The following is a 23856-nucleotide window of genomic DNA, read 5'->3' as shown; positions in this document are numbered from 1 at the left end:
CACCCGGAGGGAGGGCCCGGCGCCGGTGTCGTGACACGACCGGGCAGCGCCCGCAGGACGGTGCGGTGACGGTCTCGAGGACGGTCCCGACGACGCCCGCACGACGTCTCGGGCGAGGACCCCGCGGACACGCCGCGACGGCCCGGCCGGGCTCAGCCCCGCAGGAGGCCGCGGCGCCGGGCCTCGGCGACGGCGGCCGTGCGCGACGGCGCGCCGAGCTTGTCGTAGACGTGCACGAGGTGCGTCTTCACGGTCGCGCGCGAGAGGAACAGCTCGTGCGCGATCTCGTCGTTCGTGCGCCCCTCGGCGACGAGCGCGAGGACCTCGAGCTCGCGCGCCGTGAGCGCCGTGCCCGGGCTGCGCAGCCGGCCGAGCAGCCGCCGCTGCACCGCCGGGCCGAGGGCGACCTCGCCCGCCGCGGCCGCGCGCACGGCGGCGACGAGCTCGTCGGTCGGCGCGTCCTTGAGCAGGTAGCCGCGAGCGCCCGCCTCGACCGCGGCGAGGATGTCGGCGTCCGCGTCGTAGGTCGTGACGACGAGCACGGGCGGACCGTCCGTCGCGACGATCTCGCGGACCGCGTCCACGCCCCCGAGGTGGTCGGGGCCGAACTGCAGGTCGAGCAGCACGACGTCGGCCCGCAGCCCGGCGCGCAGCCGGGCGAGCAGCTCCTCGGCGGAGCCGACCTCGGCGACGACCCGCAGGTCCGGCTCGGCCTCCAGGACGGCGCGCAGGCCGGTCCGCACGACGGGGTGGTCGTCCGCGAGGACGACGTCCACGGCGGGCCCGGTCATCGCTCCTCCTCGGTGCCGGCGTCGGTCTCGGTCCGGGTCTCGGCCGTCCCGTCGGCGGGTCGGTCGGCCGCACGGTCGGCCGGGTCGTCGGTCCGGTGGTCGGCACCCGCGCCCGACCGGGTCCCGGTCGTCGCCGCGAGCGGCACCCAGGCGGCCACCGCCGTGCCCGCCCCCGGCGCGGACTCCACGGACAGCGTGCCCCCGAGGTCCGCGACCCGCGCGCGCATGGCGCCGAGGCCGAAGCCACCGGTCCGGTCCGCCGCCGGCGCGGGGACGGCGTCCGGGTCGAAGCCGCGCCCGTCGTCGACCACGTCGAGCGCGACCGCGTCGTCCCCCGGCCCGGTGCCCGCGAGGAAGCTCACGGTGACGGCGGCGCGGGTCGCACCGGCGTGCCGCTCGACGTTGGCGAGCGCGGACTGCGCCACGCGCAGCAGGGCGGCCTCGACCTCGGTCGGCAGCGGGACCGGCTCGCCGCTCACCCGCACGACGACGCGCGGCCCGCCCTCGGCGGCGCGTCCGGACGCCCGGTCCGCGACGCGGCGCAGGGCCCCGACGAGGTTCGACGACGCGAGGTCGGCCGGCGCCAGCGCGCGCACGACGCGGCGCGCCTCGGCGAGGTTGTGCCGGGCGACCTCGCGCGTCTGCTCGACGTACCCGCGCGCGGTCTCCGCGTCGCCGGCGTCGAGCGCGGTCCGGGCCGCGCGCAGGAGCAGCTCGGCGGACGAGAACCCCTGGGCGAGCGTGTCGTGGATCTCGCGCGCCAGGCGCTCGCGCTCGGCCGCCACCGCCCGCTCTCGCTCCGACGCCGCGAGCTCGTCCCGGGTGCGCACGAGCTCGTCGAGCGTGCGCTGGCGCTCCTGGGACTCCCGCACGACCGCCTCCAGCGCGAGGACGACGACGACCGCGACGGCCCCGCCGATGGCCGGCCCGAGCACGAACGGCAGCGCGACGCGCGCGGTCCACGTGGCCATGACGCCCACGACGAGCACGACGACCACCGCGACCGCGACCGGGCCCCGGCGCGGGCCGAGGACGTGCATCGCCACGAACATCAGGGGGAACGCGACCCAGACGGCGGTCGTCGTGACGAGCGACAGCCCGACCCAGAGGGCCACGAGACCGGTCACCCACGCCCCCGCGGGCCACCACGCACCGCGCGGCGCGCGCACGTCGACGGGCACGGGGACCCGACGACGGCCCACCACGTACAGCGCGAGCAGGGCCGCGCCGAGCAGCACGGCGCCCGCGCCCCGCGCCGTCGACGTGACGAGCGCGCCCGCCACCGCGAGCGCGACCAGCCCGACGAGCAGCACGTCCAGGCCGCGCCGCAGCCACCGCGTCGCGGCCGGCACGACCGGCGCGACGCGACCCGCCGCCGACGTCGCACGGTCGACCGATGCATGGCCCGACGACGCACGGCCCGACGGCGCAGCACGGCCCGCGAGCGCGGCAGGCTCGGCGGGCTCGGGTCCGGGCGGGATCACGCCGTCACCCTAGCCACGGCGCCGCGACCCGGCATCGTCCGAACGGTCGATCCCGGGCTCGTCCCTGCGGCGCCCCAGGACCGATCGGGCCGGTGATCCGGGGCGCGCGCGGACGCGGGACGGTGGACGGGACGTCGGGACGGGTCCTGCGACGCACGACCGCTCGTGCTCGCCGGAGCGCGTCCCCGCCCCCGCACTCTGTCCCACTCGCTGCCCTCGAACCCCGGAGGTCTCCCCGTGTTCCTCGCCCTGCGCGACCTGCGTCACGCGCGCGGTCGCTTCGCGCTCATGACGGTCGTCGTCGCGCTCATCACGTTCCTCGTCGCCTTCCTCGCGGCGCTCACCGCGGGCCTCGGCCGCGCGAGCACCTCCGCGGTGACCGACCTGCCGGTCGATCGCGTCGCCTTCGCGCCCCCGGCCGAGGGCGCGTCCCCCACCTTCACGGAGTCCGAGGTGACAGCGGCACAGACGGACGCCTGGGCCGCCGTCCCCGGGGTCGACGCCGCGGAGCCGCTCGGCGTCGCGACCGTGCGCGCGTCCGGCGACGCGACGGCCGCCGTCACCGCGTTCGGGGTGCGGCCCGGCTCGGGGCTCGTGCCCGGCACCGACGACGGCGGTGCCGACGTCTCTCCCGGCACCGCCGTGCTCTCCCGCGGCGCGGCCGACGCGCTCGGCGCCGACGTGGGCGACCAGGTGGACGCCGGGCCGCTCGACCTGACGGTCTCCGCCGTCGCGGACGGCGAGGCGGACTACGCGCACACGCCGGTCGTCTGGGTGGCCCTCGACGACTGGCAGGCCGTCGGCGCCCGGGGCGGCGCCTCGCCCGTCGGCACCACGTCCGACGGCACGCCTGCCGACAGCGCCTCGACCGACGACGCGGCAGCCGGGCAGGTGGCCACCGTCGTCACCCTGCGGTTCGGCGACGACCCCCCGACCGCGGACGTGCTCGCCGCCACGGACGCCCGCGTCGGCACCGTGACCGCGACGCCGCGCGAGGCGCGCTCGGCCATCTCGTCGTTCACCGCCGAGAACCTCTCCCTGACCCTCATGCAGGTCTTCCTCCTCGCGATCTCCGCGCTCGTCGTCGGTGCGTTCTTCACCGTCTGGACCATCCAGCGCGCGGGCGACGTCGCGGTGCTGCGCGCGCTCGGCGCCTCGACGCGCTACCTGCTGCGCGACGCGATCGGCCAGGCCGGCGTCGTGCTGGGCGTGGGCGTCGGCGTCGGCACGGCCCTCGCGGCCGGCGCGGGACTGCTCGCGTCCCAGGTCATGCCGGTCGTCGTCGACCTCTCGACGACCCTCGTGCCCGCCGTCGTGCTCGTCGTGCTCGGCGGCCTCGGCGCGGTCCTCGCCGTGACGCGGGTCGCGCGCGTCGACCCGCACGCGGCGCTCGCGGCCCGCTGACCTACTCCCTCTCGTCCGTACCGACCCTCAGGAGCTCCTGGTGGACCTCGTCCTCGACCGTGTCCGACTCACCTACCCCGACGGCGACGGCGTCCTCGTCGCCGTCGACGACGTCTCCCTCACCGTGCCCTCGGGCACCACGACGGCGCTGCTCGGCCCGTCCGGCGCCGGCAAGTCCAGCCTGCTCGCCGTCGCGGCGACGCTCACGCCGCCGACGTCGGGCGTCGTGCGGGTGGGGCCCGACGTCGTCAGCGCACCGCTCGACCCCGGCACCGAGCCCAGGGACGCGGCCGGACGGCGCGACCGACGGCGCGCGCGGCGTGCGGCCGACCGGGCGGCGGCGCTGCGCCGCGAGCGCATCGGGCTCGTGTTCCAGCAGCCGCAGCTCGTCGCGTCGCTCACCGTGCTCGAGCAGCTCGAGCTCATGAGCCACCTCCGGGGCCGCTCCCCCGCGTCGCGCCGCGCGCACGCCCTCGCGCTGCTCGACGCCGTCGGGGTCGCCGACCGCGCGGACCGCCGGCCCGAGCACCTCTCCGGCGGGCAGCGCCAGCGCGTCGCGATCGCCCGCGCGCTCATGAACGACCCCGAGGTGCTGCTCGTGGACGAGCCGACGTCGGCGCTCGACCACGAGCGCGGCGTGCAGGTGGTGGAGCTGGTCGTGCGGCTCGCGCGCGAGCTCGACGCGGCGACGCTGCTCGTCTCGCACGACGAGGCGACGCTCGACCCGGTCGACGCGCGGGTCCACCTCGCGGACGGCCGCCTCGTCCCGGCGCCCGCGGCGGCCTGACGACGCACGGCGCGCTCGGGCCGCCGTCGGGTCAGCGGACCGCGCGCACGTGGGTCGCGACCGCGACCGCCACGACGGCGGCCAGCGCCTGGGCCACCACGACGCCCCACCCGGGCGTACCGACGAGCAGGGCGACCCCGAGCGGGACCGCGCCGAGCACCGCGACGTCGGGCCCCTTGCGCAGCACGGCCGCGGCGCCCGTCGGCAGACCGCCCGAGGGCGTCGCGAGCAGCGGCCCGCCCCAGTCCGGCGGCTCGCGGTACGCGCTGCGCACGGCGGCGGCGCCCTGGACGACCGCAGCGAGCACCGCGACCCCGAGCCAGCGCGCGTCCCCCGTCCCGAGCGCGAGCGGGGCCGTGCCCGCGACGAGGCAGGCCGTCGCCGTGAGCGTCGGGACGACGCCGCGCGCGAGCCGCGTCCAGCGCGCGCGGAGGGGCACGAGCGCGTCGACGACCGGGGCCATCTCTGCCGTGCGCGCCCCCTCCGCGCCGAGCACCGCCGCCCCGAGGCCCGCCGCGACGAGCAGGGCGAAGAGACCGAAGCCGGAGCCCAGGCCGGGCACCTGCTGCGCGACGACCGTGAGGGCGGCGAGACCGACGAGCTGGGCGAGCGCCGACGGGCTGCGACCCAGCAGCACGAGGTCGGCCGCGACCACCGCGCCGACGGGACCGTGCACCGCGGCGAACCGGTGGGGCCGGCGGACCCGGACCCGGGCGGCGCCGGCCCGGCGCAGGGCCCGGCCCAGGTCCCGCGTGTCGAAGGACAGCACGGCGCCACCCACCTGGTCCGCGACCGCGCTCTGCGCGCGCAGCACCGTCGCGCCGAGGGACTCCAGCCCGCGCCACCACCGCAGCACGAGCAGCGCCGCGACGGCGAGCAGACCGAGCACGACGACGAGCGGCGCACCGAGCGGCGGGAGACCGGGGCGCCCGGCGACGACGAGCGCGAGACCCGCGACCGGTACGGCCGCGACCGCGACGTCGCTCGCCCGCGCGAGCAGCCCGGCGGCACGGGCCGACGGCTGGGCGAGTCCCGCGACCGCGACGAGGAGCAGGCCGAGGGCGCCGCCGGTCGCGCCGGCCCGCAGCGCGGGCACCGCGTCCAGGCCGGCCGCGACCGCGACGACGGCGCTCCCCAGCGCTCCGAGCCCGGCACCCAGCACGACGGCGCGCGCGAACGACGGCGACACGAGACCCCGCCGGTCGGCGGGCGTCGGCACCCACCACCGCACCCCGCCCCCGCCGGCGCCGACCGGGCCCAGGCGCACGGCGGTGCCTGTGAGGAACGCGAGCAGCGCCGTCGTGCCGAGCGCCTGGACGGCCCCCGGTCCTAGCACGGGCGGCCCGCCCGCCGGCGCGGCGGTCGCGAGCGTCGAGCGCAGCATCGAGGCGAGCCCGACGACCCAGCCCGTCGCCAGCGCGACGGACACCACGGCGTAGGCGACGTCGACGACGATCTCGCCCGGCCCGGCGTCGGCCCGCGCGGCCGCGGCACGGGCGGTGAGACGGCGCAGCTCGCGACCCGTCAGCAGCTCGTCCGGGTCGGAGCGCAGCGCGCTCGCTCCGTGCGGCACGGTCAGCGCACCGCCAGGAGCGCCGCGTGGACGTCGGCCGGGGCGAGCGGGACGCACCGGTCGTCGCCGACGAGCAGGCCGCGCGCGCCCGTGCGCTCGACGAGCTCGGGGTCGTGCGTGGCGAGGACCACGGCCACGCCGCTGCGCGCGTCCTCGACGAGCAGCGCCGCGAGGCGCTCCCGCATCCCCGGGTCGAGCCGCTGCTCGGGCTCGTCGAGGACGAGCAGCTCACGGGGCCGCACGAAGCCCGAGGCGAGCAGGAAGCGTCGCCGCTGGCCGGAGGAGAGCGCCGACGGGAGCGACCGACCCTGCTCCGCGATCCCGAACCGGTCGAGCAGCTCGTCCACGACGGCCCCGGCCCCCGGCACGCCGTGCCCTCGCGCGACGAGGACGAGGTGCTCGCGGACCGTGAGCGCCGGGAAGAACGCGTCGTCGTCGAGCACGCCCGCGACGCGCGCCCGGAAGTCGCGCTCGCGCTCGTCCACGTCGCGCCCGAACGCGCGCACCGCACCGCCGAGCGGCGCCTGGAGACCGAGCAGCGTGCGCAGGAGCGTCGACTTGCCGCTCCCGTTGGCGCCGATCACCACGACCAGCTCGCCCGGCACCACGGCGAGGTCGACGGGCGCGCACACCGCGACGTCCGCGTAGCCGACGCGCAGCGCGCGCGCCTCGAGCACGGGTGCCGGGGCGGCCACGGTCAGGCGCCCGGCGTCGTCGCGGCCGGCTCCCCGCCCGGGGCGGCGAGGATCTCCCGGGCGCGCGCGACGTCGTCGTGCATCTGCGCCACGAGCGGCTCGATGCCGTCGAAGCGCAGCGTCGGGCGCAGCCGCTCGACGAGCTCGAGGACCACGTCCTCGTCGTACAGGTCGAGGTCCGCGCGGTCCAGGACGTACGCCTCGACCCGGCGCTCGACGCCGTCGAACGTCGGGTTGGTGCCGATCGAGATCGCCGCCGGCAGGCGCACGTCCGCGTGGCGGGGATCGGCGCCCGCGAGCTGCGGTCGCTCGAGCCAGCCCGCGTAGACGCCGTCGGCCGGGACCATGCCGCTGATCGAGCCGAGGTTGGCCGTCGGGAAGCCGAGCTCACGCCCCCGCGCGTCGCCGTGCACGACGGTGCCGCGCACGCGGTGGGACCGGCCGAGGATGCGGGCCGCCTCGCGCACGTCGCCCGCCGCGAGCAGCGCGCGCACGCCCGTCGAGGACCAGCGCACCTGCGAGTCGCCCGGCGTCTCCTCGTCGGTGACCGGCACGCCCTGGTGCTGGCCGACGTCGTCGATCGCCACCACGTCGAAGCCGTACCGCGCGCCGAGCGCGACCATCGTCTCCATGGTGCCTGCGTTGTCGCGGCCGAAGCGGACGTCGTGCCCGACGACGACCGCGCCCGCGTGCAGGCCGTCGACGAGGTAGGTGCGCACGAACTCCTCCGGCGTCTGCCGCGCGAACTCGAGCGTGTACTCCACGAGCAGGACCGCGTCCAGGCCCGTCGCGGCGAGCAGCTCGACCCGGTCCGCGATGCCCGTGATGAGCTCGGGCGCGCTCTGGGGGCGGTGCACGGCCGACGGGTGCGGGTGGAACGTCACGGCCACGGCGCGCGCGTCGCGCTCGCGCGCCAGGTCGACGATGCGCCCGAGCACCTGGGCGTGCCCGCGGTGGACGCCGTCGAAGTTGCCGATCGTCACGACCGACGGGCCGAAACCCGGGGGAACCTGGCTCAGGTCCGTCCACAGGTGCACGCGAGAACTCCTCAGGTGAGCAGGAAGGCCGCGGGTGCCGCCCGGGGCGGCCGCCCGTGCCGACGGGGGGCGGCGGACCGGACGGGGAGGCACCGGGACCGCGCTGGACAAGACTGCCACGCCCCGGGCACGACGCCGAACCGGACGCGTCAGGCGGGAGCGAGCACGAGGACCGGCCGGGCGAGGTCCTTGCCGCCGCGGCGGGTGTCCTCCACGAGCGCCACGAGCTCGCCCGTCGGGGACATCGCCGCCGTCGTGCCGGGCGTCCCGGTCGCGTCGACCCACTGCCCGTACGACAGCGCGGTCGCCTGCTCCGGGGTCAGCTCGCGCACGGGGAACGTCGCACGGGCCGCCTGCGCGAGCGGCAGGGTCGCGAGCACGCCGTCGCGGTCCGCCTGGGCCTCGAGCTCCTCGAGCGTCGAGGCGACGTCGAGCCCGTACCCGCCCACCCGCGTGCGCCGCAGCGCCGTGAGGTGGCCGCCGACGCCGAGCGCCGACCCGAGGTCGCGCGCGAGCGCGCGCACGTACGTCCCCGACGACACGGTCACGGTGACGTCGACGTCGAGCGCGGGCGGCGCGTCGTCGGGGACGCCCTGCTCCCCCGGCGCCACGGGCCGCACCGCGAGCACGTCGAAGCGCGAGACGACGACGGGCCGCGCCGCCAGCGCGACCTCCTCGCCCGCGCGGGCCCGCGCGTACGCGCGCTGCCCGTCGACCTTGATCGCGCTCACCGTGCTCGGCACCTGGAGGATCTCGCCGGTGAGGCCGGCGATCCCCGCCTCGAGGTCGGCCCGCACGACGGCGGACGCGTCCGCCCGCGAGAGCACCTCGCCCTCCGCGTCGTCGGTCGTGGTCGCCGCACCGAGGCGGATCGTCGCGTCGTAGTCCTTGTCGGCGCCGACGACGTACGTCAGCAGCTTCGTCGCGCGCCCGACGCCGAGCACGAGCACGCCCGTGGCCATGGGGTCGAGCGTGCCCGCGTGGCCGACCTTGCGCGTGCCGGCGAGGCGTCGGCCACGGCCGACGACGTCGTGGCTCGTCCAGCCGGCGGGCTTGTCGACGACGACGAGACCGTCGGGAGCGACGGGGCGTCGCTCCCGACGGTCGGTCGCGGACGGGCGTGCGCCCACGCGGTCAGGCCCGGTCGTCGTCGGCGACGGCGTCCGCGTCCTCCGACGTGCGGTACGGGTCGGCGTCCCCGGCGAACGGCTTGCCCTCGCGCAGGGCGGCGAGCTCGGCGTCGCGCCGGCGGGCCTCCACGAGCGCGGCGTCGAGGTGCGCCGCCGTCTCGGGCACCGCGTCGAGGTGGAACTCGATCGCCGGAGTGAGGCGGATGCCGGTCTGCTTGCCGACCTCCGACCGGATGAGGCCCTTCGCGCTCTCCAGCGCGGCGGCCGTCCCGGCCCGCTCCTCGTCCGTCCCGTAGACGGTGTAGAACACCGAGGCGTTCTGCAGGTCACCGGTGACACGGACGTCCGTGACCGTGACGAACCCGAGGCGCGGGTCCTTGATCCGCGTGTCGAGCATCTGCGCGACGATCTCCTTGATGCGGTCGGCGAGCTTCCTCGCCCGGGGGTGGTCGACCATGTCTTCTTCCTTTCGTGCCGAGCCTTCCGGCGACGGTCCCGACGACCGTACGTCGAACGGCGCCCACCGGCCGGGTGGGTGACCGCGGTGGGGTGCTGACTGACGACTGCGGGTGATGACGACCGCGGGGTGACGAACGCCCGGGGGCGGCCACGATGACCGTGACCGCCCCCGGGCGTGACGAGCGTCAGGAGCGCGGCTTCTCGCGCATCTCGAACGTCTCGATGGTGTCGCCGACCTGGAGGTCGTTGAACGAGCCCAGACCGATACCGCACTCGAAGCCCTCGCGGACCTCGGTGGCGTCGTCCTTGAACCGCTTGAGCGACTCGACCGTGAGGTTGTCCCCCACGACCTTGCCGTCGCGCAGGACGCGCGCCTTGGCGTTGCGGCGGATCTCGCCCGACCGGACGATCGAGCCGGCGATGTTGCCGAACTTGGAGGAGCGGAAGATCTCGCGGATCTCCGCCGTGCCCAGCTGGGCCTCCTCGTACTCCGGCTTGAGCATGCCCTTGAGCGCGGCCTCCACGTCCTCGATCGCCTGGTAGATGATCGAGTAGAAGCGGACGTCGACGCCCTCGCGCTCGGCCAGGTCCTCGACGCGCTCGCCGTACTTCACGTTGAAGCCGATGATGATCGCGTTGTCGACCGTCGCGAGGTTGACGTCGTTCTGCGTGATCGCACCGACACCGCGGTGGATGACGCGCAGCTCGACCTCGTCGCCCACGTCGATCTTGAGCAGCGCGTCCTCGAGGGCCTCGACGGCACCGGACACGTCGCCCTTGAGGACGAGGTTGAGGGTCTCGACCTTGCCCTGCTGGAGAGCCTGCGTGAAGTCCTCGAGGCTGATGCGCTTGCGGCGCTTGGCCAGGAGGGCGGCGCGCTCGGCAGCCTCGCGCTTCTCGGCGATCTGGCGGGCCGTGCGCTCGTCGGGCGCCACGAGGAACGTGTCGCCCGCGCTCGGCACGGACGCGAGACCCAGCACGAGGACCGGACGGGCGGGGCCCGCCTCGGTCACGGCGTTGCCGTGCTCGTCGAACATCGCCCGGACACGGCCGTGGGCCGTGCCGGCGACGATCGCGTCACCGACGTGCAGCGTGCCGGACTGGACGAGGACGGTCGCGACGGCGCCGCGGCCCTTGTCCAGGTTCGCCTCGATGGCGACGCCGCGCGCGTCCTTGTCGGGGTTCGCACGCAGGTCGAGCGAGGCGTCGGCCGTGAGCAGGACGGCCTCGAGGAGGTCGTCGATGCCCATGTTCTGCTTCGCGGACACGTCGACGAACATCGTGTCGCCGCCGTACTCCTCGGCCACCAGGTTGTACTCGGTGAGCTGCTGGCGGATCTTGGCCGGGTTCGCCGACTCCTTGTCCACCTTGTTCACCGCGACCACGATCGGCACGTTCGCCGCCTGGGCGTGGTTGAGCGCCTCGATGGTCTGCGGCATCACGCCGTCGTCCGCGGCCACGACGAGGATCGCGATGTCCGTCACCTGGGCACCACGGGCACGCATGGCGGTGAACGCCTCGTGACCCGGGGTGTCGATGAAGGTGATGGCGCGGTCGACGCCCTCGTGCTCGTGGCGCACCTGGTACGCACCGATGTGCTGGGTGATGCCGCCGGCCTCGCCCGCGACGACGTCCGTCTGGCGGATGGCGTCGAGGAGCTTGGTCTTTCCGTGGTCGACGTGACCCATGACGGTGACGACCGGCGGGCGGGCGGCGAGCTCGTCGTCGCCCTCGGCCTCGAGCTCCGCGTCCAGGTCGATGTCGAACGACCCGAGCAGCTCGCGGTCCTCCTCCTCGGCCGAGACCATCTCGATGACGTAGCCGAGCTCGGACGCGAGGGCACCGAACGTGTCCTCGTCGAGCGACTGCGTCGCCGTGGCCATCTCACCGAGGTGGAACAGCACGGTCACGAGGCTCGCGGGGTTCGCGTCGATCTTGTCGGCGAAGTCGTTGAGCGACGAGCCGTGACGCAGCCGCACGACGGTCGAGCCGTTCCCGCGGGGAACCTGCACGCCGCCGAGCGACGGCGCCTGCATCTGCTCGAACTCCTGGCGCTTCGCGCGCTTCGACTTCCGCCCACGGACCGGACGACCGCCGGCGCGCCCGAAGGCGCCCTGCGTCGAGCCACGACCGGCGCCACCGCGGCCACCGCCACCGGGACGGCCGGCGAAGCCGCCGCCACCGCCGGGAGCGCCGCCACCACCGGGACGACCGCCGAAGCCGCCGCCACGACCGCCGCCACCGCCACCGGGACGACCACCGGGAGCAGGACGCTCACCGGGACGGCCGATCGAGGTGCGGCCGGGCATCATGCCCGGGTTGGGGCGCGGGCCGCCGGGACGCGGCGCCGGACGCGGGCCGCCCGGGCGAGGACCGCCCGAGCGCTCGCCGGATGCCGCCGCCGCACCCTCGGTGCGCTCGGGGCGCGACCCGGGCCGGGGCATGCCCTGGCTCGGGGCGAACGGGTTGTTGCCCGGGCGCGGGGCGCCCGGACGCGGGCCACCCTGCCGGGGCATGCCCTGGCTGGTCGCGAACGGGTTGTTCCCCGGACGCGGTGCGCCGGGACGTCCGCCCGAGCCACCGGGGCGCGGGGCGGGCGCGTTCGTGCCGCCGCCCGGCTTGGGCGAGGCGGTGGGCTTCTGCGCGGGCGCGGGCGTCGGACGCTGCGCCGCGGGAGCCTGAGGTGCCGGAGCCTTCGGGGCCGGCGCCGCGGGCGCGGCGGGTGCCGGAGCCTTCGGGGCCGGCGCGGCCGGCTCGGCGGGGGCCGCGGCCTGCGGGGCCTGCGGAGCCGGCGCGGCCGGCTCGGCCTTGACCTCCGGCTTCGGGGCCGGCTTCGGCGCGGCCGGACGCGCGGCGGGTGCCGCGGGCTTGCTCGCGCCGCCACCCCCGGCGGGGAAGGCGTCGCGCAGCTTGCGGACCACCGGTGGCTCGATGGTCGAGGATGCCGAGCGGACGAACTCACCGAGCTCCGTCAGCTTGGTCATGATGGTCTTGCTTTCCACCCCGAGCTCCTTCGCGAGCTCGTAGACGCGGACCTTTGCCACAACTCTCCTGTCTCGGCCCGCCCCGGACAGGGAGGACCGTCGTTAGTGCTGGGTGCTCATCGCTGGGTACTCATCGGGTGCCCATCGGCTTCTAACCCGCTTCCTTGTCGACGTGTCGTGCTGGCGGCCCCGTACGGACGGGGCCGTGACGCATGGCTCAGAGGTGCTCTCCCGGACGGGCCTCGATCACGGCGCGGACCGCGGCGAGGTCGAGGGGCCCGGCGACATGCAGGGCCCGCGGGACGGCCCGCCGGCGTTCCGCCGTCTCGAGGCACCGGGTCGACGCGTGGAGCCACGCACCGCGACCCGGCAGCGACCGCCCGGCGTCCACCACGAGCCGTGGCTCGTCGGTGCCCGCGCCGGACCGGTCGAGGACCAGACGGAGAAGAGCTGACCGCAGGTCGCGCTGCCTGCACCCGACGCACGTGCGGACCGGACCCGATCCCGTCGGAACGGGAAGGGTCGTGGAGTCCGGGGGCATGGTCGAGGTGCGGGCTCGCGGCCCGGTCGATGACAGTCTACCGCGCCGGTCCGTCATCCGTGACCGTCCCACGCTCCGCGGCTACCGGTCGGCAGCGCGAGGACCTGCGGGAGCGGCACCGTCCGACCCCTCGGCCGGGGCGCCGCCCTCGTCCGAGCGGATGTCGATGCGCCACCCCGTGAGCTTCGCGGCCAGGCGGGCGTTCTGCCCCTCCTTGCCGATCGCGAGGGAGAGCTGGAAGTCCGGGACGACGACGCGCGCGGCGCGCGCCACCTCGTCGACCACCGTGACCGACGACACACGCGCCGGGGACAGCGCGTTGGCCACGAACTGGGCCGGGTCGTCGCTGTGGTCGACGATGTCGATCTTCTCGCCGTGGAGCTCCGCCATGACCGCGCGCACGCGCGAGCCCATGGGCCCGATGCACGCGCCCTTGGCTCCGAGCCCCGGGACGCGCGAGCGGACGGCGACCTTGGTGCGGTGCCCCGCCTCGCGCGCGATGGCGGTGATCTCCACCGAGCCGTCGGCGACCTCGGGGACCTCGAGCTCGAAGAGCTTGCGGACGAGGTTCGGGTGCGTGCGGCTCAACGTGATCTGCGCGCCCTTCATTCCCCGGGCGACCTCGAGCACGTAGGCGCGCAGGCGCTCGCCGTGCACGTACTCCTCCGTGGGGACCTGCTCGTGCGGCGGGAGCACGGCCTCCGTGCCGCCCACGTCCACGAGCACGACGCGCGGGTCGCGGCCCTGCTGGATGACGCCCGCGAGGACCTCGCCCTCCTTCCCGCGGAACGTGCCGAGGATCTGGTCGTCCTCCGCGTCGCGCAGGCGCTGGACGATGACCTGGCGTGCGGTCGAGGTCGCGATGCGCCCGAAGTCGGCGGGCGTGTGGTCGAACTCGGGACCGTACTCGACGGGGCCGCGCGGGGCGTCCTCGTCGTCGGTCGCGGGGGCCGGCAGCTCCTCGCGCGCCCACACCGTCACGTGGCCCGTCTTGCGGTCGAGCTCGACGCGCGCACGGGTGTACGCGTCGGGGGTGCGGTGGTACGCCGAGAGCAGGGCCTGCTCGATCGCCGCGACGAGCACGTCGAGGCTGATGTCCCGCTCGCGCTCCAGCAGGCGCAGCGCGCTCATGTCCACGTCCATCGTCAGGCCTCCTCGTCGTGGTCGGTCGTCTCGTCGGCGGAGCCGTCGAGCTCGGGCAGGTCCGCCTCGAGGGCGCGCTTGAGCTCGACCTGCACCTCGCCGCGCACGACGTCGGCGAGCGGCACCACGCGCTCGGTCACCGCGCCGCGCGCGCCGGGGACGTCGAGGACCAGCTCGGTCTCGACCGCCGAACCGGAGCGCAGCCGGCCCTCGAGCGTGCCGCCGTCGGTCAGGACGAGCCGCACGAGACGGCCGCGGGCGCGCCGGAAGTGGCGCGGCTCGGTGAGCGGACGGTCCGTGCCCGGCGTCGAGACCTCGAGCGTGTACGCGCCGTGGAGCGGGTCCACCGTGTCCAGCGCCGCGGAGATCGGGCGCGTGGCCTCGGCCACCGCGTCCAGGTCGAGGCTGCCCTCGACGTCGTCGGGGAGGTCCAGCACGACGCGCACCACCGAACGGGCACCCGCGCGCGACACCGTGACGTCCTCGAGGTGGAGCCCGGCGTCGCGGACCGCGGGCTCGACCGCCTCGCGGACGCTCTCCCGGAGCGCGTGCGCCGCCGCGTCGCCTCCGGACCCTCTGCCGGACTGACCGCCCGCCTGCCCTGCCATGACTCAGCTCCTGTCCGTGTCCCACGCCGGGTACGCCAGACGACCGGTGTGTTGTTGTCTCGGGTGCTCCGACCCCCGCTCGCGGGACGTCGGAACGGGGACCAGCCTAACGACTCGCGGGCCCCGGACGTGACATCATCGCCCCCGATGACTCCCCACGCGACCGCGGCCGACGCCGCCCCCCGAGCCCGGCGGACCCGTCCCGCGGCCCGTGCCGGCCGTCTGCTCGCGGTCGTCACGGTGCTCGCGACGGGCGTCCTGGCGGCCGGGTGCGGCGTCCGGCTGGACACGCCGCCGCCCACGGAGCCCTCCCCCGACACGGTCGAGGTGCTCCGCTCCGGGGCCGTCGACGACGCGCTCACGGTCGCCGCGCTGGTGGCGGACGTCACGCCCCGCGTGACCGACCCGGCCGCGCTCGCGGTGCTCGGCGAGGCCGCCGCGTTCGCCGAGGAGCACGTCGACGCGCTCGGCGGGGTCTACGACTCCGGCCTCGAGGACCCCACGGAGCCCGAGGACGACGTCGCGGGCGAGGCCGGAACCGACGCCCCGGGGACCGGTACCGCCGCCCCGGGCGCGGACGGGACGACGTCCGACCCCGGGACCACGGGGACGAGCACGGACGCGGCGGGCACGCCCGCCCCCGGCACCGCGACGACGGACGACGTCGTCACCGCGCTCGTGGGCGCGGCCGAGCGGACGGGCGCCGCGGCGGACGCCTCGCCGGACGCCCGGCTCGCGCGGCTCCTCGCGTCGGTCGCCGCCTCGGAGCACGTCTCGGCGCAGCGGCTCGCCGCGGCCACGGGCTCGACGGCCGCGGCAGGCCTCGCCGATCCGCTGCCCGTCGACGAGGCGCCCGGCGGGGTCGGCGCCGCGGACCTCGCGACGCTCGTCGAGGCGGAGGACGCGGCCGGGTACGGCTACGAGGTGCGCGCCGCGCAGTCGGAGGGCGACGTGCGCACCGCCGCGGTCGCGCGCGCCGCCCAGCACCGCGCCCGCGCGCAGGGCTGGGCCCTCGCCGCGGGCACCGACGGGACGCCGCAGGACCCGCGTCGCGTCGCCTACGCGCTGCCCGACGGCACGGACGCGGCCGCGCTCGCGCGCCAGGTCGAGTCGGGGCTCGCGCAGACGTACGCGAGCCTCGTCGCCGCGGCGGCGCCGACGTCCCGGGCCGAGGCCGTCGCGCTCCTCGCGGACGCGTGGGCGAGCGCCGTCGCGTGGGGCGAGGCGCCCGTCGCGTTCCCGGGCCTGCCGGAGCAGACGGCAGGCTGAACGCGCCCGGCTCGCACGCACGGGCGCGACGCCGACTCCCGCGGGCACCCTGGTGCACCGACGACCCCGCGCAGCGCGCACCCGGAGCGCCACGCCGCACGGCCGTGAGCGCAGCAGAGCGCCCCGGCCCGGAGGTCCGGACCGGGGCGCCCCGAGGCTGCGCGGACGGTCAGCCGAGGAGCTCGGCGACCCGGCCCGCGACGTGCTCGACGGCGTCCTCGACGGCGACCTGCGCCGCCTCGCCCGCGCGCGGGCGGACCTCGACGACGCCGTCGGCCAGGCCGCGGCCCACGACGAGCAGGAGGGGCACGCCGAGGAGCTCGGCGTCCTTGAACTTCACGCCGGGCGAGACCTTGGGCCGGTCGTCGTAGATCACCTCGACGCCGCGGCCGGCGAGCTCGGTCGCGAGGCGCTCGGCCTCCTCGAACACGCTCGCGTCCTTGCCCGTGGCGACGACGTGCACCTGCGCGGGCGCGACGTGCGCGGGCCACGCGAGCCCCGCGTCGTCGTGGTTCGCCTCCGCGAGCGCCGCGAGGACGCGCGTGACGCCGATCCCGTAGGAGCCCATCGTCACGACGACCTGCTTGCCGTTCTCGTCGAGCACCGTGAGGCCGAGGGCCTGGGCGTACTTGCGGCCGAGCGCGAAGATGTGGCCGATCTCGATGCCGCGCGCGAGCTCGAGCGGGCCCGAGCCGTCGGGCGCGAGGTCGCCCGCGCGCACCTCCGCGGCCTCGACCGTGCCGTCGGCGGCGAAGTCGCGCTCGGCGACGAGGTCGAACACGTGGCGGCCGGGCGCGTTCGCGCCGGTGATCCAGCGCGTGCCGGCGACGACGCGCGGGTCGAGCAGGTAGCGCACCGAGTGCCGCTCGGGGGTCTCCCCCGCCGACGCGTCGGACGCGTCGCCGTCCGCGGGTGCCTCGCGACGCGCGTTCGGGCCGAGCACCTGCGGGCCGATGTAGCCCTTGACGAGCTCGGGGTGGGCGGCGAAGTCGGCGTCAGTGGCCGGCTCGACCTCGGCGGGCTCGAACGCCGCGCCCACGCGCTTGAGGTCGACCTCGCGGTCGCCCGGCAGCCCGACGACGACGACCTCGCGGCGGCCGTCCGGGTGCGTCAGGGCGAGCACGACGTTCTTCAGCGTGTCGGCCGCCGTCCACGCGCGGTCCTCGCGGGGGTAGCGCGCGTTCGCGAGCTCGACGAGCGAGGCGATGGTCGGGGTGTCGGGCGTGTCCTCGACGTGCGCGGCCGGGGCGTCGGCGTAGTCGACCGCCTCGGGCACCGGCGTGACGACGGCCTCGACGTTCGCGGCGTAGCCCCCGGGCGAGCGCACGAACGTGTCCTCGCCGATCGCGGTCGGGGTGAGGAACTCCTCGGAGCGCGACCCGCCCATCGCGCCGGACGTGGCCGCGACGATGACGTACTCGAGCCCGAGCCGGTCGAAGATGCGCCGGTAGGCCGCGCGCTGCGCCTCGTACGAGCGCTCGAGGCCCTCGTCCGTCGTGTCGAACGAGTATGCGTCCTTCATGACGAACTCGCGCCCGCGGATGAGGCCCGCGCGGGGACGCGCCTCGTCGCGGTACTTCGTCTGGATCTGGTAGATCGTCAGCGGCAGGTCCTTGTACGACGAGTACAGGTCCTTGACGAGGAGCGTGAACATCTCCTCGTGGGTGGGCGCGAGGAGGTAGTCGCCGTCCTTGCGGTCCTTGAGGCGGAAGATGTTCGGCCCGTACTCCGTCCAGCGGCCCGTCGCCTCGTACGGCTCCTTGGGCAGCAGCGCCGGGAAGTGCACCTCCTGCGCGCCCGCGGCCGCCATCTCCTCGCGGACCACGTCCTCGACCTTGCGCAGCACGCGCAGGCCGAGCGGGAGCCAGGTGTAGATGCCGGGGGCGGCGCGACGGATGTAGCCCGCCCGCACGAGGAGCCGGTGGCTCGCGACCTCGGCGTCGGCCGGGTCCTCGCGCAGCGTCCGGACGAACAGGGTGGACAGGCGCAGGAGGTCGGCGCCCCGGACGCGGGTGGAGGCCGCGGCGGGCGCGCCGGACGTGACGGAAGACATGCGCCCCACCCTACCGGCGGGGAGGATGTCCCCATGCCCGAACTGCCCGAGGTCGAGGCCCTCGTCCGGTTCCTCGACGACCGCGCGACCGGCCGCACCGTCGTGGCCGCGGACGTCGCGCAGATCGCCGCGCTCAAGACGTTCGACCCGCCGGTCTCGGCCCTGGTGGGGCGGGTCGTCACGGGCGCCCGACGGCACGGCAAGTGGCTCGACCTCGTGCTCGCCGAGACCGGCGTCGGGACCGGCGTGCCCGGGCCCGACGCCGAGGTCCACCTCGTGTTCCACCTCGCCCGGGGCGGGTGGCTGCGCTGGTCCGAGAAGGCCCCGACGACGCCCGTCCGCCCGCGCCTCGGCGGCAGCGGTGGCGGGAAGGCCGCGGTGCTCGCGCTGCGCGTGCGGTTCGACGACGGCTCCGGGTTCGACCTCACGGAGGCCGGGACGCGCAAGCGGCTCGCGGTGCACGTCGTGCGGCACCCGGAGGAGGTCCGGGCGATCGAGACGCTGGGCGTGGAGCCGCTCGACCCGGCCTTCACGCCCGAGGCGCTCGGGGCGCTCATGGCGGCGCGCAACCAGCAGGTGAAGGGGCTGCTGCGCGACCAGTCGTCGATCGCCGGGATCGGGAACGCCTACTCCGACGACATCCTGCACGCGGCGCGCACGAGCCCGTTCAAGCTCACGCGCTCGTTCACGCCCGATGAGGTCGCGCGCGTGCACGCCGCCGTGGGCGAGGTGCTCGCCGAGGCCGTGGCGGCGGCGTCGGGCAAGCCGGCCGCCGAGCTCAAGGACGCGAAGCGCGCGGGGATGCGCGTGCACGGGCGCACGGGTCTGCCCTGTCCCGTGTGCGGCGACACCGTGCGCGAGGTCAGCTTCGCCGACCGCAGCCTCCAGTACTGCCCGACGTGCCAGACCGGGGGCCAGGTCCTCGCCGACCGGCGGATGTCGCGCCTGCTCAAGTGAGGACCCGCCGGGCGGGGCGCGCCCTGCGGGGCGGCGCCGTCAGAACAGCACGGTCGCGTAGGTCCCGACCTGCTCGAACCCGACCCGGCGGTACGTCGCGAGCGCGGCCGCGTTGTAGTCATTGACGTACAGCGAGACCACGGGAGGCGCCGCACCGCGCGCCGCGTCCGCGGGCCCGGGCTCGCGCGCGAGACGCACGACGGCGGCCATCCCCGGAGCGGCGATCCCCTGCCCGCGGTACCGCGGGTCGACCCACACGCCCTGCACCTGCGCGACGCGCGGCGTCACCGCGCCGAGCTCCGCCTTGAAGACCACGTGCGGCGAGCGGCCGGGCTCCGCGGCCATGCGGACGAAGGACCGGCCCGCGAGCACGAGCGAGCGGACGCGCTCCTCGTACGCGCGGCCCCCGCCCTCGACCGGCGAGTAGCCGACCTCCTCGGTGAACATGCGCACGCACGCGGGCAGCACCACGGGGACCTCCGCCGGGACGGAGCGGCGCACGTGCGGGTCGGGCTCGACGTCCGGGTCGCGGTCGATCGCGAGCGACGGCTGGTTCGCCCGGATCTCGCGCGGCGCCGGCCAGTGCGGGGCGAGCAGGTCCCACAGCGCCAGGACGGCGTCGCGCTCGCCCACGACCGACGACGACCGCCGCCCCGCGTGCCGCGCGAGCGCGGCGAACGCCGCGACCGCCGTGCGGGCGCGGTCGGCGTCGAGCGACGCCGGGACGACCGGCACGAGGTTCGCCCCGGCCCAGCACACCGCCTCGAGCGGACCGACGGCGGGGAAGCCCCACGCCTGGCCGCCCGCGGCGTGCAGGCCGGCGTGCTGCGCGACGGCGAGCCGCGCCGCCGCGAGCGTCGACGCGACCGGGTCGCCCGCGCACACCGCGAGCGCCTCGGGGACGTCCGCGTCGGAGAGCACGCGGGCCCGCTCGGCCGCGTCGTCGCCCGACCCGGCGCGCGCCCGTGGCCGCAGTGCCGGGACGGACGGGCGCCAGCGGCTCACGAGGGCGTCAGCCGACCGTGACGACCGGCGGGCCGGCCTGCGCGTCGTTCTCCGGCGTCATGGTCTCCGCGATGCGCAGCGCCTCCTCGATGAGGGTCTCGACGATGAGCGACTCGGGGACCGTCTTGACGACCTCGCCCTTGACGAAGATCTGCCCCTTGCCGTTGCCCGACGCGACGCCGAGGTCCGCCTCGCGCGCCTCGCCCGGGCCGTTGACGACGCAGCCCATGACGGCGACGCGCAGGGGCACCTCCATGCCCTCGAGCCCGGCCGTGACCTTCTCCGCGAGCGTGTACACGTCCACCTGGGCGCGGCCGCACGACGGGCAGGAGACGATCTCGAGCTTGCGGGGGCGCAGGTTGAGCGCCTGGAGGATCTGGTTGCCGACCTTGACCTCCTCGACCGGGGGCGCGGACAGCGAGACGCGGATCGTGTCGCCGATGCCCTTGCTCAGCAGCGCGCCGAACGCGGTGGCCGACTTGATCGTGCCCTGGAACGCGGGGCCGGCCTCGGTCACGCCGAGGTGCAGCGGCCAGTCGCCCGCCTCGGCGAGCAGCTCGTACGCGCGCACCATGACGACCGGGTCGTTGTGCTTCACGGAGATCTTGAAGTCGTGGAAGCCGTGCTCCTCGAACAGCGACGCCTCCCACACGGCCGACTCGACCAGCGCCTCGGGCGTCGCCTTGCCGTACTTCGCGAGCAGGCGGGGGTCGAGGGAGCCGGCGTTCACGCCGATGCGCAGGGACACGCCCGCGTCGGACGCCGCCTTCGCGATCTCCTTGACCTGGTCGTCGAACTTGCGGATGTTGCCCGGGTTCACGCGCACCGCGGCGCACCCCGCGTCGATCGCGGCGAACACGTACTTGGGCTGGAAGTGGATGTCGGCGATCACCGGGATCTGCGACTTCTTCGCGATCGCCGGCAGGGCGAGCGCGTCGTCCGCGCTCGGCACCGCGACGCGCACGATGTCGCAGCCCGACGCCGTGAGCTCCGCGATCTGCTGGAGGGTGGCGTTGATGTCCGTCGTCGGCGTCGTCGTCATGGACTGGACGCTGATCGGCGCGTCGCCGCCGACGTCCACCTTGCCGACCTTGATCTTGCGGCTCTTGCGGCGCGGCGCGAGGACCGGCGGCGGCGCGGCAGGCATTCCGAGACTGATGGGTACGCTCACGCCCCTAGTATCCCCCGGCGAGCGTCGAACGGGGCACCGCCGGGTGTCCGGGACGTCACCTTCCCGCGCGGTCCCGCACATCTTCGCGGCACCTCCACGCACGACTACCGGTGGAGCAGAGGCCTCGGACGACGCGCCGGGCTACGTGAGGCGGACGGGGTCGATGATGTCGGCGAGGATCAGCAGGGCACCGACGCCGACGAGGACCACGAACATCACGTACGCGACCGGCATCATGCGCGCCAGGTCGGCCGGTCCCGGGCGCGGGCGACCGCGGACGCGCGCGACGGTGCGCTTGGCTCCCTCGTAGAGCGCGTTGACCACGTGCCCGCCGTCGAGCGGCAGGAGCGGGATGAGGTTGAAGACGAACAGCGCGACGTTCAGCGCGGCGAGCAGCAGGAGCATGGTCACCACGCGGTCGAGCACCGGGCTCTCCGCGCCCGCGACGTCCACCGCGACCCGGCCGACCCCGACGACGCTCATCACGGAGTCCTGCCCGCGGGGCGCGTCGGTGAACGCGGCCTGGGCGGCCTCGTAGACCTTGACCGGCAGGGTGACGATGATGCCCGCCGTGCCGCTCACCTGCTGCCACGTGGCCTCCGCGGCCACGCCGATCCCGGCGGGCGTGCGCTCGACGGTCGGCGCGAACCCGACGAACCCGGCGGGCTTCGTGACGGGCTCGCCGTCGTCGTCGACGACAGGCGTGCCGTCCTCGGCGACGACCTGGCGCTCCACGTCGACCGGCGTGATGGTGAGGTCGACCTGCTCGCCGTCGCGCTCGACGACGACCGGCGTGGCCTGCCCGGCGGCGCCCCGGATCATGCCGGAGAGCTGGTCCCACGAGGTGACGTCCTCGCCGTCGAACGCCACGATCGTGTCGCCCGGCTGGAGCCCCGCGGCGGCGGCCGGCGAGGGGTCGGCGTCGGCGGCGCACTCCTGCTCCTCGTCCGTCACGGCGGACGGGACGCACGCGTTCACCGAGCCGACCGTGGTGGTGACCGCGGGCAGGCCGATGCCGACGCACACGATCGCCATGAGGACGAACGCGATGAGGAGGTTCATGAAGGGGCCGCCGAGCATGACGACGACCTTCTTGGGCGCGGAGAGGTTGTAGAACGCGCGGTGCTCCTCGCCCGGCCGGATCTCCTCCGTGCTGGCGTCCCGCGCGTCGGCCACGACCTGGGAGAAGAACCCGCTGCCGCGGGGGCGGGCGCCCGCGGGCGCGGGCGGGTACATGCCCACGAGGCGCACGTAGCCGCCGAGCGGGATCGCCTTGAGGCCGTACTCGGTCTCGCCCTTGGTGCGCGACCACAGGGTCGGGCCGAAGCCGACCATGTACTGGCTCACGCGGACGCCGAACTTCTTCGCGGGCACCATGTGCCCGACCTCGTGCAGCGCGATCGAGACGACGATCCCGACCACGATCACCAGGATGCCGATCAACGTGGCCATCGTTCCCTCTGCTCCCTCTCGACGTCCAGGGCGGTCGTCCCGCCCCGACGGTTGCTCGTCACCGGCGGTCCAGCAGCTCGTGGGCTCGCGCGCGCGCCCAGGTCTCCGCCTCCGCCACGTGCTCCAACGTCAGCGCGTCCGCGGGGGTTCCGTCGTGCGCCGCGAGCACGCGCTCGACCGTCGCCACGATGTCACCGAAACCTGCGCGTCCGCTGAGGAACGCCGCGACGGCCTCCTCGTTCGCCGCGTTGTACACCGCCGGGTGCGTGGCGCTCGCCGCCACGGCCGCACGCGCGAGGTTCACCGCGGGGAACGCCGCGTCGTCGAGCGGCTCGAACGTCCACGACGTCGCGGCGGACCAGTCGCACGGCGGCGTCACGGGGTCGAGCCGGTCGGGCCACGACAGCCCGAGCGCGATGGGCAGGCGCATGTCCGGCGGCGACGCCTGCGCGATCGTCGAGCCGTCGACGAACTCGACCATGGAGTGCACGACGGACTGCGGGTGCACGACGACCGTGATGTCGTCGGCCGGGACGTCGAAGAGCAGGTGCGCCTCGATGAGCTCGAGGCCCTTGTTCATGAGGCTCGCGGAGTTCACGGTGACGACCGGACCCATGGCCCAGGTGGGGTGCGCGAGCGCCTGGTCGACGGTCGCGGCCTTGACCGCGTCGGCCTCCCAGCCGCGGAACGGGCCGCCCGAGGCGGTGAGGATCAGCCGGCGCACCTCCGGTCGCGTCCCCGACCGCAGGCACTGGGCGATGGCCGAGTGCTCGGAGTCCACCGGGACGATCTGGTCCGGGCGCTGCTGGGCCGCGCGGACGAGCGCTCCCCCGGCGACGAGCGACTCCTTGTTCGCGAGGGCGAGCGTCGACCCGGCGCGCAGCGCGGCGAGCGTCGGGCCGAGGCCCACCGACCCCGTGACCCCGTTGAGGACGACGTCGCTCCCCCGCGCCGCGAGCTCGGCCGCGGCCTCGGGTCCGGCGAGCACCTCGGGGACGTCCCCGCGGCCGGCGCAGGCCGCCGACAGCGCCTCGGCCAGGTCCGCCGCGCGGGTCGCGTCCGCCACTCCGACCGCGCGCACGCCCAGGTCGGCGGCCTGGCGCGCCAGCAGGTCCACGTCGCCCCCGCCCGCCGAGAGCGCCTCGACCCGGAACCGGTCGGGGTGGGACCGGACGACGTCGATCGCCTGCGTGCCGATCGACCCGGTCGAGCCGAGGATCGTCACGGTGCGCGGGGTGGGTGCAGGTCCGTCGGGCATGGTTCCCATCCTTCCAGGCCGCGGGCGGTGCGTGGCACCGCACCGGGTCGTCGTC

At 76.1% G+C, this 23856-nt stretch carries 20 protein-coding genes; 4 read left to right on the top strand and 16 right to left on the bottom strand.

Features of this window, described 5'->3' with window-relative positions:
- Nucleotides 1-152: 152 nt before the first annotated feature.
- Both HKK73_RS07810 and HKK73_RS07805 read right to left on the bottom strand, forming a co-directional pair.
- Entirely contained in the window at nt 153-791 is a 639-nt protein-coding gene (locus HKK73_RS07810; protein WP_171467762.1) for a response regulator, read from the bottom strand.
- Nucleotides 788-2275: a sensor histidine kinase gene (locus HKK73_RS07805; protein ID WP_253705846.1), complete on the bottom strand. Its 1488-nt coding sequence runs from the start codon at nt 2273-2275 to the stop codon at nt 788-790. Before HKK73_RS07805 ends, HKK73_RS07810 begins: the two co-directional genes overlap by 4 nt.
- Before the next feature lie 237 nt (nt 2276-2512).
- Between HKK73_RS07805 and HKK73_RS07800 the strand changes: the two genes are divergently transcribed.
- A complete protein-coding gene (locus tag HKK73_RS07800) occupies nt 2513-3679 on the top strand; it encodes an FtsX-like permease family protein (protein ID WP_171467761.1) in 1167 nt (388 codons plus the stop codon).
- A gap of 40 nt (nt 3680-3719) precedes the next feature.
- Nucleotides 3720-4466, top strand: a complete 747-nt coding sequence (locus tag HKK73_RS07795) for an ATP-binding cassette domain-containing protein (RefSeq protein ID WP_171467760.1) — start codon at nt 3720-3722, stop codon at nt 4464-4466.
- Between the two features lie 31 nt (nt 4467-4497).
- Here HKK73_RS07795 and HKK73_RS07790 read toward each other — a convergent pair whose 3' ends face one another.
- From HKK73_RS07790 to rimP, 9 genes are all read right to left on the bottom strand, one after another.
- Complete coding sequence (locus HKK73_RS07790) at nt 4498-6039, bottom strand: DUF6297 family protein (protein ID WP_171467759.1); 1542 nt, start codon at nt 6037-6039, stop codon at nt 4498-4500.
- A 2-nt stretch (nt 6040-6041) separates the two neighbouring features.
- Nucleotides 6042-6734, bottom strand: a complete 693-nt coding sequence (locus HKK73_RS07785; protein WP_171467758.1) for an ABC transporter ATP-binding protein — start codon at nt 6732-6734, stop codon at nt 6042-6044.
- A gap of 2 nt (nt 6735-6736) precedes the next feature.
- Entirely contained in the window at nt 6737-7771 is a 1035-nt protein-coding gene (locus tag HKK73_RS07780; protein ID WP_085388112.1) for a bifunctional riboflavin kinase/FAD synthetase, read from the bottom strand.
- Between the two features lie 149 nt (nt 7772-7920).
- Nucleotides 7921-8901 (bottom strand): tRNA pseudouridine(55) synthase TruB, encoded by a 981-nt coding sequence (truB, locus tag HKK73_RS07775; protein WP_085388113.1) that lies wholly within the window; start codon nt 8899-8901, stop codon nt 7921-7923.
- 4 nt (nt 8902-8905) lie between these two features.
- Complete coding sequence (gene rbfA, locus HKK73_RS07770) at nt 8906-9358, bottom strand: 30S ribosome-binding factor RbfA (protein ID WP_043659091.1); 453 nt, start codon at nt 9356-9358, stop codon at nt 8906-8908.
- A 187-nt stretch (nt 9359-9545) separates the two neighbouring features.
- Nucleotides 9546-12404: a translation initiation factor IF-2 gene (infB, locus tag HKK73_RS07765; RefSeq protein WP_085388114.1), complete on the bottom strand. Its 2859-nt coding sequence runs from the start codon at nt 12402-12404 to the stop codon at nt 9546-9548.
- A gap of 157 nt (nt 12405-12561) precedes the next feature.
- Entirely contained in the window at nt 12562-12885 is a 324-nt protein-coding gene (locus HKK73_RS07760) for a YlxR family protein (protein ID WP_228485300.1), read from the bottom strand.
- An 81-nt stretch (nt 12886-12966) separates the two neighbouring features.
- Entirely contained in the window at nt 12967-14028 is a 1062-nt protein-coding gene (gene nusA / locus HKK73_RS07755) for a transcription termination factor NusA (protein ID WP_034653111.1), read from the bottom strand.
- A 2-nt stretch (nt 14029-14030) separates the two neighbouring features.
- Nucleotides 14031-14636, bottom strand: a complete 606-nt coding sequence (gene rimP, locus HKK73_RS07750) for a ribosome maturation factor RimP (RefSeq protein WP_086151333.1) — start codon at nt 14634-14636, stop codon at nt 14031-14033.
- A 147-nt stretch (nt 14637-14783) separates the two neighbouring features.
- Between rimP and HKK73_RS07745 the strand changes: the two genes are divergently transcribed.
- Nucleotides 14784-15905 (top strand): DUF4439 domain-containing protein, encoded by a 1122-nt coding sequence (locus HKK73_RS07745; protein WP_171467757.1) that lies wholly within the window; start codon nt 14784-14786, stop codon nt 15903-15905.
- A 169-nt stretch (nt 15906-16074) separates the two neighbouring features.
- On the opposite strand, the gene HKK73_RS07740 is transcribed toward HKK73_RS07745, so the two are convergent.
- Nucleotides 16075-17958, bottom strand: coding sequence for a proline--tRNA ligase (locus HKK73_RS07740; RefSeq protein WP_051876593.1), 1884 nt, complete (start codon nt 17956-17958; stop codon nt 16075-16077).
- A gap of 33 nt (nt 17959-17991) precedes the next feature.
- On the opposite strand from HKK73_RS07740, the gene HKK73_RS07735 reads away from it, so the two are divergent.
- Nucleotides 17992-18915, top strand: a complete 924-nt coding sequence (locus HKK73_RS07735; RefSeq protein ID WP_171467756.1) for an Fpg/Nei family DNA glycosylase — start codon at nt 17992-17994, stop codon at nt 18913-18915.
- A 39-nt stretch (nt 18916-18954) separates the two neighbouring features.
- On the opposite strand, the gene HKK73_RS07730 is transcribed toward HKK73_RS07735, so the two are convergent.
- The 4 genes from HKK73_RS07730 to dxr all read right to left on the bottom strand — a co-directional run bounded on the left by HKK73_RS07730 (nt 18955) and on the right by dxr (nt 23801).
- Nucleotides 18955-19920, bottom strand: a complete 966-nt coding sequence (locus HKK73_RS07730) for a DUF4081 domain-containing GNAT family N-acetyltransferase (protein WP_083712006.1) — start codon at nt 19918-19920, stop codon at nt 18955-18957.
- Nucleotides 19921-19927: 7 nt separating this feature from the next.
- Nucleotides 19928-21067, bottom strand: coding sequence for a flavodoxin-dependent (E)-4-hydroxy-3-methylbut-2-enyl-diphosphate synthase (gene ispG / locus HKK73_RS07725; protein ID WP_021482273.1), 1140 nt, complete (start codon nt 21065-21067; stop codon nt 19928-19930).
- Between the two features lie 165 nt (nt 21068-21232).
- Nucleotides 21233-22543, bottom strand: coding sequence for an RIP metalloprotease (locus tag HKK73_RS07720; protein ID WP_034652469.1), 1311 nt, complete (start codon nt 22541-22543; stop codon nt 21233-21235).
- Between the two features lie 58 nt (nt 22544-22601).
- Entirely contained in the window at nt 22602-23801 is a 1200-nt protein-coding gene (gene dxr / locus HKK73_RS07715; RefSeq protein ID WP_171467755.1) for a 1-deoxy-D-xylulose-5-phosphate reductoisomerase, read from the bottom strand.
- Nucleotides 23802-23856 lie beyond the last annotated feature (55 nt).

This window comes from Cellulosimicrobium sp. 72-3 (genome assembly GCF_013127315.1).
GTDB classification, from domain to species: domain Bacteria; phylum Actinomycetota; class Actinomycetes; order Actinomycetales; family Cellulomonadaceae; genus Cellulosimicrobium; species Cellulosimicrobium funkei.
The sequence above is the reverse complement of the archived record's forward strand: the minus strand, read 5'-3'. Positions and strand labels throughout refer to the sequence as shown.

Bases quoted from the DNA above. Each gene is read 5' to 3' on its own strand.
- HKK73_RS07810 (WP_171467762.1), bottom strand. From the start codon at position 791: ATGACCGGGCCCGCCGTGGACGTCGTCCTCGCGGACGACCACCCCGTC.
- rbfA (WP_043659091.1), bottom strand. From the start codon at position 9,358: ATGGTCGACCACCCCCGGGCGAGGAAGCTCGCCGACCGCATCAAGGAG.
- HKK73_RS07760 (WP_228485300.1), bottom strand. From the start codon at position 12,885: ATGCCCCCGGACTCCACGACCCTTCCCGTTCCGACGGGATCGGGTCCG.
- nusA (WP_034653111.1), bottom strand. From the start codon at position 14,028: ATGGACGTGGACATGAGCGCGCTGCGCCTGCTGGAGCGCGAGCGGGAC.
- rimP (WP_086151333.1), bottom strand. From the start codon at position 14,636: ATGGCAGGGCAGGCGGGCGGTCAGTCCGGCAGAGGGTCCGGAGGCGAC.
- HKK73_RS07745 (WP_171467757.1), top strand. From the start codon at position 14,784: ATGACTCCCCACGCGACCGCGGCCGACGCCGCCCCCCGAGCCCGGCGG.
- HKK73_RS07740 (WP_051876593.1), bottom strand. From the start codon at position 17,958: ATGTCTTCCGTCACGTCCGGCGCGCCCGCCGCGGCCTCCACCCGCGTC.
- HKK73_RS07735 (WP_171467756.1), top strand. From the start codon at position 17,992: ATGCCCGAACTGCCCGAGGTCGAGGCCCTCGTCCGGTTCCTCGACGAC.
- ispG (WP_021482273.1), bottom strand. From the start codon at position 21,067: ATGCCTGCCGCGCCGCCGCCGGTCCTCGCGCCGCGCCGCAAGAGCCGC.
- HKK73_RS07720 (WP_034652469.1), bottom strand. From the start codon at position 22,543: ATGGCCACGTTGATCGGCATCCTGGTGATCGTGGTCGGGATCGTCGTC.
- dxr (WP_171467755.1), bottom strand. From the start codon at position 23,801: ATGCCCGACGGACCTGCACCCACCCCGCGCACCGTGACGATCCTCGGC.